Origin of the sequence: Mesorhizobium yinganensis (assembly GCF_040081985.1) — a bacterium.
In the GTDB taxonomy this organism is placed as follows: domain Bacteria; phylum Pseudomonadota; class Alphaproteobacteria; order Rhizobiales; family Rhizobiaceae; genus Kumtagia; species Kumtagia yinganensis.
Genome location: NZ_JBEBMH010000013.1, coordinates 47,231 through 60,017, shown reverse-complemented (window position 1 = coordinate 60,017; position 12,787 = coordinate 47,231). Strand labels below are relative to the sequence as shown.

Genomic DNA, 12,787 nt, shown 5'->3' with positions numbered 1-12,787 from the left:
TCTTCCCGAAGACAACTTCATGAAGGATGGGGGAGCATAGATCGGTAGAGCATAGACTGACTACGCGGTGCCGGGCGTAAAAAGAGGTAAAAAGTGGTGAACCCGGCAGCCCGCCCGGTCTTTCTTACAATCGCTGCAACTGTATGAAATCCCTTTGCAATCGAGATGAAGCCCGAGTTGAGGCCGGCTCGTCGGGATGCACACGCATCAGGTGCGGGCTTGCGGCATGCGTGACGTTACGACATCTTGACTGCGTAGAGTCCGGCGATTTCGCGGCTTAGCGCTGCGGCACGCGGCGAGATCGCGTATTCCAACGGAGAAGTGGACGGCCGCTCGCGCAAGGGTCACCGCAGGAGATGGTATTGGATTCCCCCGAGCCCGATAACAAGACCTACATATTCGGCCCGTTTCGGCTCCTTCCGAGGCGACAGCTTCTGCTGCGCGAAGGTCTCCCTGTTCGCATTGGCGGACGTGCGCTCGACATCCTTACCTTGCTCGCGCGCCGCTCGGGTCAAGTCGTCGGCAAGACGGAGCTGCTGGGCTTCTGCTGGCCCAGCACGTTCGTCCATGAGAGCAACCTTAAGGTCAATATTGCCGCCCTGCGTCGCGTGCTTTCGGACGGGAGCGCGGAGCCCTATATCGCAACGGTCGCCGGTCGTGGATACCGCTTCACCGCGTCTGTGGAGGTGGAACAGGTTGAAGTTTCCACGCCGGCCAGAATTGTTTCCACGCAGGCGAAACCGCTCCTCAAGCGTCCAAAGGTTATCGGCAGATCCGACGACATAGAGCGCCTTGTCCAGAAGCTGGCTGCGGCCCGCTGCGTTACGATTGTTGGGCCCGGCGGCGTGGGCAAAACGACTATTGCGCTTGCGGTCGCTCATCAGGTGCTGGCGAAATACCCGCATGGTGCTTGCTTTGTCGATCTCTCGACGGTGGGCGATCCTCAATACGCCACGGCCGCGATAGCCGCCGGGGTCGGTGCCCGGCAGCGTTCCGAGGACACGCTCTCGGAGATCATCGAACTGCTGCACGATCGGCGGATGCTACTGATCCTGGACAATTGCGAGCACCTGTCGTCGACCATGACGGCGGTCGTCAACCGGCTGCTGGAAAGCCTGCCCACGGTCACCTTGCTCGCAACCAGTCGCGAGCCGCTGCGGACCGTGTCCGAACATGTTTATCGTCTGCCAAGCCTCGATGTGCCGCCGGCGGACCGAGGCCTGTCGGCCAAAAACGCTATCGAGTTCGGCGCCGTGCATCTCTTCGTCACCCGCGCGCAGGAGCGCGGTCAGTATGTTTTGAGTGACGCCGATGCGCCCCTGGTCTCGGCTATCTGCAGGCGACTTGACGGTATTCCGCTAGCCATAGAATTGGTGGCCACCAAAACATTTACGTTCGGTGTGCCGACCTTGCTGACCATGCTTGAGCAGAAGTTTCTTCTGCTGAGCAATGGCGAACGAATGGCGCCGCTTCGTCAGCAGACCCTCCTGGCAACTCTCGATTGGAGCTACCGGCTGCTGTCGGAGGACGAGGCCGTGCTGCTCAGGCTCCTGTCCGTTTTCGCAGGAGCGTTCCGCTTGCAGGACGCCATCGCCATGTCGGAGGCAGTGGCGTTCGACGCGACGCAGACGATCGATGCCCTGGAGCGGCTGACGAGCAAGTCCCTCGTCTATGCAGACTATCAGGACGGCTCCATTCGTTACAGATTGCTAGAGAGTACCCGCGCCTATGCGGCTGAAAGGCTGGGAGACGCCGGCGAGCGGGACAGCGGGTTGCAACGGCATGCGTGGCATACGCTCGCCTTGTTTGAACGGGCGAGCGAGGAATTGGAAACGCGCGAGAAGCGCGATTGGATGGCCGACTATGCGGATCGCGTGGACGATCTGCGCAATGCGATGTCCTGGTCGTTCGGCAAGACCAGCCAACGGATGCTCGGCGTCCGGCTGACGGCCGCAGCGATTCCGCTATGGTACGAGTTGTCGTCTCTGTCCGAAATGCAGTCGCGGGTGGAGCGCGCGCTCCTCGCTGCGCGGGAACTCGGCGATTGTCCAACCGACCTTACGATGAAGCTGATTGCGGCCCGGGCGTCCGGAATGAGCTTTGCCCAGCATCTTGCACTCGGAACTGAAACCGCCTGGAACGAATGTCATGCGCTCGGCGTGGAAGCCAACAATGTAAAATACCAGCTCTTCGGTCTCTGGGGATTGGCGGCGCACCTCATCTACGTGGGAAGACCGCTCGAAGGCATAGACCGGCTTCATCAGTTCATTGCTCTCGCTGAGACGCAAGCCGACTGGTCGGCGGTCGACGAGGGGCAGCGTATGATGGCTTTGGCCGAGATGTATGTGGGCAAAATCTCGAGCGCCAGGCAGCGGCTCGAGATGCTGGCCACCCGGTATCACAGGCCGAGCGAGCCTGTGCGGTTCGCCCGCTTTCAGGCGGAACGGGGCGTGGCGATCCGGTGCTCGCTGGCGCTGGTGCTGTGGGTATCAGGCGAGCCTGGCAGGGCAATGCAGGTCGCTCGCGAGGCGGTCGAGCGGGCCGATGCTTCAGGACATGTGGTTTCCCAGTCGAACGCCCTGGCCGTTTTTGCGATTCCGATCACTTTGTGGTCCGGCGACTACGAGAGCTGTGCCAGATTCCTAGCCATGCTCGAGGAAAACGGTCGGCGCGAGGACATTGGGATTTGGCGGGAATTTTCCCGTTTCTTCAAAAGCGCGCTCAGCGCGAAGCTACGGGGGCCCGGTGCCGCGGCCGAGATGAAAGCCAGGCTCGGGGATCTTATCGCGGCGCGCAACCTGCTGCGCGCGCCCATGCACTACAGCATGGTGGCGGAAGCGCTCCTTGATGCCGGCGCGCTGGCAGATGCAAGGGCCGTCATCGACGAAGCGCACGCGCTCGCAATCAAGCAGGTTGCCCATTGGTGTCTGCCAGAGATCTTGCGGATCGCTGGTCTGGTGGAACTGCACTCCGGGGACGCGGGCAGGGCCGAGCGATTGCTCAGGCGTTCGATCAAGGAAGCTTCGGCAATCGGTGCATTGACCCTGGAGCTTCGTGCCGCGCTCTCACTCTCCGCCAAGCTGGAAGGGGATGGCTGCATCAACCGGGCCTTGGGCATTCTGGAAGCAAGCTGCGGGAAGTTCCGGCAGGAGGACGTTTTCGCGGAGTTGAGGGAAGCGCGTGCGCGCCTTCACGTGCTCCGAGCGGCTGCCGGCAACGCGCTTTCATACGCCTGACCATGCTGCTTGCTCCAGGCCGTGGTGGGCTTCGCCCGCTAGCCGCTGGCGCGCGGGAGCCGGCGCGATCCGCACGCTATCGTCTGTTCCTTCGCCTATGCGCCGGCCCAAGGTGCGTTGGCAGAACTGGCCGCGGCGGCCGCATTGCGCTGGACGGCCGAGGAATGCTTCCTGTGCGCCAAGGACGATCTCAGCCTCGATCCAGTACGCTGAGGGACAAGCCACTGACGCGCTTCTCTAGGTGCCAGTTGGCAAACTTAGGGCAACGTGGAAGTGTGGAAGTAAGGTGTATCCTACGGCTACCCAATAATTTCGATCCCGTCTCGTGAGAGCCAGATGATCTATCCAGCGACCCAAATCCCGCGAGTCTGCGCGACATGCGTCTGGCTTCTAGCACCGACGTTGACCGTGGCGGCGCAGTCGACGACGGCCGATGCCGAGGTGCAGCGCGGGCTGCAGGAACTCGTCGATGCCGAGGGCGGGCCGCCGGGAGCCATCGCCACGCTGTACCACGATGGCCGTCTGACGGTTATGAGCGCAGGTCGGGCCGATGTCGGATCGGAAAACGTGCCAGCGGCCAACCAATACATGCGCATCGCAAGCATATCAAAGGCATACAACGCCGCCGTTGCGCTTCATCTGGTTCAACAGGGGAAATTCACCCTGGATGACGCCATCGTCCGGCACCTTCCGGATCTGCCTGCGGCCTGGTCGGCCGTTACCATCCGCCAGGCGCTGAACCACACCAGCGGGCTACCTGACTACCTGCAGTCCAAAGACTTTGCCAAGCATATCGCAGCCGATCCTGGTGGCTATGTTCGCCCCGCCACAATCATCGACTGGGTCCGCGAAGCGCCACTCGAGTTCGCCCCAGGATCACGGTATGCCTACTCGAATACAGATAACATCGTTGTCGGGCTTATCTCGGAGGCGGTCACGGGCAAGTCCTATGACACGCTGCTGCAGGAGATCGTGTTCGCTCCCGCCGGACTGACCCACACGAGTTTCCCGACGCGGGACATCTCGCTGCCGTCGCCATATATCCATGGCTACCGCATCCAGCCCGGGTCCGAGCCGAAGGACGTGACCAGCTTTATCAGCCCCAGCGGCGCCTGGGCATCGGGCGCGATCGTTTCGACCTCGATCGATCTCGGCGCGTTCATAAGGGCCGATCTCGGGCTCAAATTCTTCGGCGCAGCCCAGCAGTTGCAGCAGATGCAGTTCATACCGGGCAATTCCGGTCCGCCCGGACCCGGCACGAACGAGTCCGGCCTCGGGCTCTACAGGTACACCACGCCCTGCGGCGTCGTTTACGGCCATACCGGCAATTTCGTCGGATACACGCTGTGGGCGGCGTCGATCGCCGACGGAACACGTTCCGTCACCACGACCCTGAACAGCCCCCCGCCGACTGGCCCGCTACTCGATCGTCTAAGGGAACTCCAGAGTAAGGCGGTCTGTGCACTGCTGGCCCGTTGAGCCGGCATGCATTTAGCGTTGATATACTGCCCTCGGGTGTAGGACCCCGATTGAGTTTCCGACACGCCGGTGCGACTTATAGCTGATATTTGATTGCGCCAGCTCCGCGAGTTCGCCAGATGCCGTTGACGAAGAGGCTATCCTCATTGCTCGACCTGGTGCGGCAACTATTGCTGGGTCTTGCGATCGTCGGTTGCTCGGTCGGTCCGAGCCTTGCTCAGACAATCCCCGATCAAGTCGACTCCGTGATTTCGGATCAGAATCAGATCATTCGGCGCTATTCGGCACCGAGAAAGCCCGGCACGGTTGATCTTTCAGTCTCGGATGCGCGCAAGGCAGCGACTCCCGAACAAGCTAAACGAATAACCTTCACTTTGAGGTCGGTGACCGTTCGAGGGGCTGTGACGGTGCCCACCACCAAGCTGGCGCGGGCATGGGCCGCGAAACTGAACACCAGGATAAGTCTGGCCGACCTCTACGCCATTGCCGAGCGCATCGACGAGATATACACGCGAGCGGGCTATTTCTCCTGGGCGGTCATTCCCGAGCAGGACTTTTCCTCCGGCAACGTCGTCATCGTTCTCTATGAATCCTATGTCCGGCGCGTCATCATCAACAGCGACATCCCGAACATCGAGCAGCGGCTGAAGCCGTACATCGACCGGATCGTCGCCATGCGGCCGATACGCATCAAGGAAGTCGAGCGTGTTCTCCTGCTGATGAGCGATCTTGCCGGCCTCACCATCGAAGGCACGGTAATTCGCCCCAAGACCCCTTCTGCCGGCGGTGACTTGAAACTCGACATCAGCTTCAAGCGCGCGGGCGCAAATGGAATATTCGACAACTTCGGCAGCGACGCCGTCGGTCCGTACGAACTGACCGGTACAGGTGCGCTTAACGACACTTTGAGGCTGTTCGATGCGGCAAATGTCGTCGCGATGACCATTCCAGACAGTCCCGACGAATTGAAGTTCGTTCTTGGCTCGCAGGACATTCCGATAGGGTATGACGGCCTGCATGTGGGATACAACGTGGGCTATGTTTCATCCCAGCCGGGCGGCGACCTTGCTCCCCTCGATCTGGACATAGCCTCTACCTTCGGATCAGCCTATGCCCAATATCCGCTGCTGCGGACAATCGACCATAGCCTGTTTGGCCGCTTGGATCTGAATTTTAAAGACAACTCGCTGGACGTAGCCGGCGAGAGACAAACGGCCGAGGATTTGCGATGGCTGGCCGCGTCCCTCAGATATACCGGCGAACTGGAGAACGGTGCCGTCACATTGACCGGCACGTTCGGACAGGGTCTTGACGCGCTGGGCGCAAGCAGCAGATCCGATCCCTTCGCGCCACGCTTTGGCGTTCCGGACGACTACAGATATTTCCGGGCCGACCTCGACGTCAGCAAGGACATCGCGTCACTGGCTGTCGCTCGTCTTCGAGTAGCGGCCCAATATGCGCCGACGGCGCTTCCTTCGTCGGTGCAAATCGTGCTTGGCGGCGATCCCTACGGGCTGGCTTTCGATGGCTCCGCGGCTTCCGGAGACAGCGGGATAGCAGCCTCGCTGGAATTGGGACGCAACATCGAGATTCCGGAGGATTTGCCGATCTCGAACCTGAATATGTTCGCTTTCGTGGACTACGGTTCGATCTGGAACCACGACACGGGCGTGGACTACACCAATGCGGAACTCGGATCGGCAGGATTTGGCGCGAGGGCCGTGTTCGGACAAAACCTTAACGCGAGAGCGCTCGTAGCCATACCGTACAGGGACAGCCAGGATCTGACCGACACGGGAACGCGATTCCTGTTTCAGCTCGTGAGTACATATTAGGTCGGGCAGCGGCGCCCTTTTTGCGTGATTGCCAATTCATCGCGGCGCGAGTTGCGCGACGAGATCATTTGCCGCCGCGACCATCGCGTTGAACCCGGCAACGCTGAACTGGTTGATCGAAACAAACACACCCACGCCGCGTGTCGGGGCCATCACTACATAGCTGAACTGCCCTTGCAGACCGCCGGTCTTGTTCAGCATCAAGGGCTTGTCGTTTGCGGGCAGCACTCCCACCCAGCCGAGTGTCATCATTCCCATCGGCCCGGCATCGTCGATCCCGCTGACCGGCGAGAGCCCGTCACGCCACAGCCAGCCGGCATGGTCGATCGTGCGCTGTGCGTCGCCGGCTGCGTCCTTGCCGAGATGCCAGGCCATGAACTTCATCATGTCGGCGGCGGAGGAGTAGAGGCCGCCGGCACACCCGATCGTTTCCGGGGAACGGACGAGCGGCATTGGCGCGCCGTCGAAGAAATGGCCCTGCATGGTCCGGTCCGCATCGCCTTCCGCCAGCTTGAGCCTGGTATCGGTCAGGCCGAGAGGGGTGAGCACACGCTCGGCCAGCAGATCGCCGTAAGGTTTGCCTCCAGCATTGGCGAGCGCCAGGCCGAGCAGATCGTAACCCCAGTTCGAATAGAAGACGCCAGTGCCCGGAGGGAAAAGATACGGGTCGGCCTTCGCAAGCTCGGCGCGGCTGAGCTCGAATGTATTCCCCGCGAACGGATCATCCGTCGTGCCGCCCGTCTGGTTGGGCACCTCGCGCGGCAAGCCCGATGCCTGCGTCACCAGATCGACGAGCCGGAGCGTGCGCCCGCCGCGCTCCGGCACGGTCCAGTCCTGACCCAGGTGTTTGGCCAGGGGATCGGCCACGCCGATGGTCCCATCCACGATCATCGAGCCCATCAGATCGCCGCAGAAGGCCTTCGAGATGGAGGCGATACGCATCAGCGTGTGCTCGTCGGGCGTGCGGCCCGACCCCTTTCGGATTTCGCCGAAGCCGGCAAAGGCGGTTTCGCCGTTACGAACTCCCGCGATCACCAGGCTTGGAGCGCCCGAGCCCAGATAGGCGATGCCGCCGGCGAAGCCGACCGCTTCCTCCAGGAGGCGATCCTCGGCGGAAGCGACATGGGGCGCCGCAAGGACGCAGGCAGCCGTGAGGCAGGAGAAGAGGAAACGCTTGTGGCCGGTCATTGCAACCTCATCAATGAGAATTTGGCGTTTAGGACGATGGATTCGGCTAGCGAGGCGCGAGCTGATAGATCAACCCATTTGCGCGCTGGACGATTGCGGCAAACCCTTCGGCGCTGAATTGGTTGATCGCCACGAAGACGCCCACGCCCCGCGTCGGTGCGATGGCGACATAGGTGAACATGCCTTGCCGGCCGCCGGATTTGTTCAGCACCGGGGGATGGTTGCCGTCGGCATCGACGACAACCCAGCCGAGACCCATCGCGTCCATCGGCGCGCCTCCGTCGTCGAGACCCAAGGCCGGCGAGAGCCCATCGCGCCGAACAAGGCTGGCATGATCGATTGCCCGACGCGCGTCGTCTTCTTCACCGCCTTGCGCCAAATGCCAGCCGATCCACTTCAGCATGTCGTTGGGCGTTGTATAAAGTCCCGAGGCACATTCCATCGTCACCGGCGTCGGCACGAAGGGCAGCGGCGATCCATCGAAATTGTGGCCCTGCATAAGCCGGCCTTCGTCGGCCGGCCGCGGATTGAAGACTGTGTCTACCATGCCGCGTGGCCGCAACACGCGCTCCTCCAACACGGCGGCATAGGGCTTTCCCGCCGCTCCACCGATCGCCAGCCCGAGAAGGTCGAAGCCGAGGTTCGAATAGAGCGCGCCGGTCCCCGGAGGAAAAAGGAACGGCGAATCCTTCATCGCCGCGATCATCGCCTGCTGGGTATGACCGGCGTAGGGATCGTTGGGTGTTCCGCCGGTCTGCGCCATCTCGCGCGGCAAGCCCGAGGTCTGTGTAGCGAGGTCGATGATGCGCAGGGTTCGTCCGCCTGCCTCGGGGATGACGAACCCGTCGGGCAGGTGTTTTTGAACGGGGTCTGTCAGGCCAATTTCTCCCTTGGCCAGTTCGCTGGCGAGAACATCCCCGCAAAAGGCCTTCGAGATGGATGCAACCCGCATCATCGTATCGGCAGACGGCACGATGCCTGACCCGCGAACGGTTTCGCCGAACCCTGCGAAGGCGGTCTCACCGTTTCGAACGGCGGCAATCACAAGGCCCGGCGCGCCCGAACTGACAAAAGCGATCGTTCCGGTGAATCTGACCGATTCATCCAGCAGCGGATCAGCGCTCCCCGGGCTTGCGCAGACAAGGACAGCAGACGCCAGGATGAGGCGAAACGATGTCAGGCGGGGTTTGCTCTTCGGCATCGAATTCGTCATCCGGAATTGATGTGGTCTGGCAGTCGCATTTGAAAGCCGACTATTGCAGCCAGTCGACAATCGAGAGATCAAGCGGCAGCACGTTTTCGAGCTTCTGCGGTGGAACGCGCGCGGTCAGCGTAAGGGGCGATCCCGTCGCCTCCGCCTTGTCGAAATCTTCCGTGCCGGCCTCGTCTACCGCCGCAATGGCAAAGCTGTCGAAGACGTAAGGCAGACCGTTCGAAGCGAGCGGAGAAGCACTGTCCATGACATGCAGGTGCAGATGGGGCGCCTGGCTGTTGCCGGTGTTTCCAACCTCACCCAACTGGTCGCCGCGCCGCACCTTGTCGCCGAGCTTGACCGTCACGCTGCCCGGTCGCATGTGGGCATAGTTGACAAACAGGCCGGAGCCTATGTCAAGAACGACAAAATTGCCGTCCGCCTCGTCGAGCGGCAGGTTTGCGGGCAACGCTCCCGGCACCTGGTCATGGAGATCATTGCGAGTCCCGACGACCGTGCCGTCTGCAACGGCGAGGATCGGCTTGCCGTAGATGTGGTAGTTCGCCGGCACCTTGAGGTCGCCCGCGACCAGAGTGTTTTTTTCATCGATCTGTTCCCAGTCGACGGCGAAGCGCTGGGCGAGATAAAACTTGCCATCGAGCGGCAGCAGCGCGCGGACGTGGCGGATGGAATCGCAGCAACCGTCAGCGGCGACATAACCTTTGCCGCGCAAAGGCGGCCCGAGAACAACGGGTGCTGTCGAAATGACAGGGCTCTCGCCAATCGTCAGGGTCATGTCCGCGTCAATGACTGTGAAATGTGCAGTGATCTCGTGAGTGATCCGACTTGGAATAGTCGCACCCTCAGCCAGAGCGACATGCAGGAAGATCACTGCGAACTGGTAGGCTGTCAGTTCGCGCGTTTCGTTGCCGCGGTTCGCACCCGGTGTGACACGTTTGGCCAGGTCGTCCGGACCAAGCTCGGCAAGCGTCGCTCCGCTGTCGGGATCAATGACCTTGAGTTTCTCGAAACGAACATCTCTGCCGGTGACGTTGTCTACCGCCAGTTCGTAGACGAGATGCCGCGAACCGTCCGAGCCCGGAACGACATGGGGAGCAGCGATGATATCCGCGACGAGCGGGGTGAGCTTGGGGTCTGCGCTGCCGGCCCACGCATTGAACGATGACCCTATCGGCAGCATAAGGAGGGCAAAAAGAGCCCAGATTGGAACCCACATCTCCAATGCCCCCGCATCCACTTGCGCCGCGAAACGAGAGGCTACGACAAGGTGCGGCGGGAGCCAAGATGATTCGCGTAATGGGATACATTCATCGCAAAATCGAGCAGGCCGCGGGGTTGGCATCCGTGCCACCGAGAGTAGCCGCAACGGCTCCTAGGTCCGGGATCGTCTGCTCCTTTGCGACGACGCGCGTCATCACGATCGACCAGCCGATGATCATCGCGGATCAAAGCCATCGTCTCAGGGCTACCGCGTGGCTATTTGTGCTTGTCCTCGAAGTAATTGCCGGTTGCGGCATGCTAAGCGGTCGCACTCGGCGAAGGCCCCAACAGCGCCTGTTGGTCCTGACTTCATTTCCTGCGTGCAGCGTTTCCCGGGCCTGCCTCGGCACTGCTCGCGTACCGGGAGGGCGTATCCAAGCCTTCCCGCCACAATTCTTCAAGGAAGACTGATCGCATGCCGAGTCCTCACCAACCACATTGCCCAAGCGTCCATTTTGCGCATTCTCCCACCGAATCCGGTGGGCACCTATTGAGGGGAATTGCTCGGTCCGATTATCTGCGTCCACATGCGCTAGAGTTCTGGTCATTCGGTCGGCTGATATCTTGCTGCGACGTCCGAGGTGATGGCACATGGGAGGCTGCATTCGAGCCAGAATCGCATGCGGCGGTGCATGCCTGGCTTTGGGTCGGCGATGATCAGGTGTATTGCGGCGTCGTTAACGCCGTTCCGCTTCGCGTCGAAAATCGCTTGCTCCAATGTGATGTGGTCAAGCGTGACGGGTACGTCACCAATTGCATTGAATTCAGTGTCGGATGCCCAATCGACTACGACGTGTATGTAAATGGCCAACCAGCACACGACATCATCGAATTTTTGCCCACGTCCTTTTCGCACGTGCACAGAGGTCATATTAAGACCCGAGAATCGCTCCTTGTACTCGAAGTCTTAGCTCACGATCGCTCTCTTACCCGATTGCCTCTCTGGCGCTGGCGATCACCTGGATTCGAGCTGTTCCGAAAGGCGCTCCGATCACAAAAATACTGTGACATAAGCCTCAGTTCCGGAGATACCATTCGCAACGTGGCACCCATCCAGATGGCAGTGGAAGACAATGGATGGCGCTGTCATGCACGCTCTGAGCGAGATGGCGCTCCTATCGAAATAGACGACGGCGATATAGTGGACGTCCAGACGCATCCGGATACCTTCACTCTATCCGATCTCGACAAAAAGCGAAAAGCATCCGTCAGAAATTCCAGGATTTTCTTCAACGACGCCCCAAATGCATTTCGTCAGGCGATTGTCGTTGCTTCGTTGAATAATCAGAAAATAAATCTCTCGGAGACGAAAAGACGGATTTTATTGCTACGGCCACGCCAGCTGCCAACTGATGAGATCTATGTGCAGGCACCGCTTGCTCAGATGTGTTCGGCGGGACTATGCGAGCTCATCGTCGTGGATACAACGCTGCAGCATCCAGACGCCAATCTATTTCGTGATGTGAATATGGTGGTCGTTGTGCGATACATTTCGGCGGAATGGATGGATGCACTGGCCAAATGCAAGGCGCGCGCGTTTATTACATACCTTTTCGACGATGACATTCCATCCGCCGTGGATACGATTGAGTTGCCTGCCACATACAGACGTCGCTTGGTCGATGTTACTTCTTGCGAGTTTCAATACATGCTATACATTTCTGACATAATGGTTGTCTCGTCGCCGGCTTTGGCTAAGCGCTTCAACTCACCGAAGACGCATTTACTGGAACCACCCTCGATACGTGAAAGCGAATCGCTTGACCACCATTTGGACAGCAGCCCGCTGCGAATTGGATATCATGGGTCGAATACTCACTACCGCGATCTGGAATTCCTCACCCCTGTGATAAAAAAGTTTAGCAAAGCAAATCCCGACGTCGAGTTTGATTTATTTGGTCACAAAGGAATTCGCGAGATGGTGCGCGGATTTGGTCAAATCAATGTAATGGACCCTCTGCCGTGGGAAGAATACAAGGATTTTGTCAGGAAACGGCCCTGCCACATAATGGTCGCCCCACTGCTCGACCATGCCTACAACGGAGGAAAGTCTCGGATCAAATTTTGTGACGCAAGTTCACTGGGAGCGGCAGGGATTTTCACCGACAACCCGATATATCGAGCGATAGTTGATGATGGCGTTGATGGTTTGCTGGTGAGCAATACCGAGGATGATTGGCTGGGCGCTTTGCAATCGCTGGCAGGCGATCCAGATCGTGTACATAGAATGGCGTCCGCTTGCCGCCTTACGAACCAGCAAAAATGCTCTCTATCCGAGGCCACCAGGTTTTGGGCAGAGCTACTGAACGTGGATGTGCGATTGTAGCGCCGTGGATGGGGTAACTCAGTCCCCTTGGGAGCCGGCGCATGGATGTTTGCGCCCCGCCTGAGAGCTTGCGGGATCGGCTATTGTGGGTTGATCGTTCAAGTCAGCCGGTGCTATGCCGACCACCAAAGCTTGGTTGTAGGTGTTGTCAGCGCCGATAGCGGAATCGCACAGGACAATGAAGACGAAGCCGTCGCCGCCGAGGACCAGCTCAAAGGCTACACCACGTGATACTCTAGGCTCGCCGCCG

8 protein-coding genes and 1 pseudogene are annotated in these 12,787 nt (G+C 60.0%); 6 read left to right on the top strand and 3 right to left on the bottom strand.

Annotated features, from left to right (window positions below; genetic code table 11):
- Positions 1-362 precede the first annotated feature (362 nt).
- The 4 genes and pseudogenes from ABMA59_RS21760 (at position 363) to ABMA59_RS21750 (ending at position 6,550) form a co-directional block, all read left to right on the top strand.
- The gene (locus ABMA59_RS21760; protein WP_349007488.1) at positions 363-3,236 is read left to right on the top strand and encodes an ATP-binding protein; all 2,874 of its coding nucleotides are present in this window, start codon (positions 363-365) and stop codon (positions 3,234-3,236) included.
- 45 nt (positions 3,237-3,281) lie between these two features.
- Positions 3,282-3,437, top strand: a pseudogene (locus tag ABMA59_RS37255) (IS701 family transposase); the annotation flags it as partial.
- Positions 3,438-3,644: 207 nt separating this feature from the next.
- Complete coding sequence (locus tag ABMA59_RS21755) at positions 3,645-4,715, top strand: serine hydrolase domain-containing protein (RefSeq protein ID WP_349007487.1); 1,071 nt, start codon at positions 3,645-3,647, stop codon at positions 4,713-4,715.
- A gap of 146 nt (positions 4,716-4,861) precedes the next feature.
- Positions 4,862-6,550: a ShlB/FhaC/HecB family hemolysin secretion/activation protein gene (locus tag ABMA59_RS21750; protein ID WP_349007486.1), complete on the top strand. Its 1,689-nt coding sequence runs from the start codon at positions 4,862-4,864 to the stop codon at positions 6,548-6,550.
- 36 nt (positions 6,551-6,586) lie between these two features.
- On the opposite strand, the gene ampH (ABMA59_RS21745) is transcribed toward ABMA59_RS21750, so the two are convergent.
- The 3 genes from ampH (ABMA59_RS21745) to ABMA59_RS21735 are packed head-to-tail and all read right to left on the bottom strand — an operon-like array spanning position 6,587 to position 10,293.
- Entirely contained in the window at positions 6,587-7,738 is a 1,152-nt protein-coding gene (ampH, locus tag ABMA59_RS21745; RefSeq protein WP_349007485.1) for a D-alanyl-D-alanine-carboxypeptidase/endopeptidase AmpH, read from the bottom strand.
- Between the two features lie 46 nt (positions 7,739-7,784).
- Entirely contained in the window at positions 7,785-8,939 is a 1,155-nt protein-coding gene (gene ampH, locus ABMA59_RS21740) for a D-alanyl-D-alanine-carboxypeptidase/endopeptidase AmpH (RefSeq protein WP_349007484.1), read from the bottom strand.
- A 52-nt stretch (positions 8,940-8,991) separates the two neighbouring features.
- On the bottom strand, positions 8,992-10,293 hold the full coding sequence (locus ABMA59_RS21735; RefSeq protein WP_349007483.1) for a M23 family metallopeptidase: 1,302 nt from the start codon (positions 10,291-10,293) through the stop codon (positions 8,992-8,994).
- Between the two features lie 975 nt (positions 10,294-11,268).
- Between ABMA59_RS21735 and ABMA59_RS21730 the strand changes: the two genes are divergently transcribed.
- Positions 11,269-12,537 (top strand): glycosyltransferase family protein, encoded by a 1,269-nt coding sequence (locus tag ABMA59_RS21730; protein WP_349007482.1) that lies wholly within the window; start codon positions 11,269-11,271, stop codon positions 12,535-12,537.
- 45 nt (positions 12,538-12,582) lie between these two features.
- Positions 12,583-12,768, top strand: coding sequence for a hypothetical protein (locus tag ABMA59_RS21725; RefSeq protein WP_349007481.1), 186 nt, complete (start codon positions 12,583-12,585; stop codon positions 12,766-12,768).
- Positions 12,769-12,787 lie beyond the last annotated feature (19 nt).

Bases quoted from the DNA above. Each gene is read 5' to 3' on its own strand.
- ABMA59_RS21725 (WP_349007481.1), top strand. From the start codon at position 12,583: ATGTTTGCGCCCCGCCTGAGAGCTTGCGGGATCGGCTATTGTGGGTTG.
- ABMA59_RS21735 (WP_349007483.1), bottom strand. From the start codon at position 10,293: ATGCCAACCCCGCGGCCTGCTCGATTTTGCGATGAATGTATCCCATTA.
- ampH (WP_349007484.1), bottom strand. From the start codon at position 8,939: ATGCCGAAGAGCAAACCCCGCCTGACATCGTTTCGCCTCATCCTGGCG.
- ABMA59_RS21730 (WP_349007482.1), top strand. From the start codon at position 11,269: ATGGCAGTGGAAGACAATGGATGGCGCTGTCATGCACGCTCTGAGCGA.
- ampH (WP_349007485.1), bottom strand. From the start codon at position 7,738: ATGACCGGCCACAAGCGTTTCCTCTTCTCCTGCCTCACGGCTGCCTGC.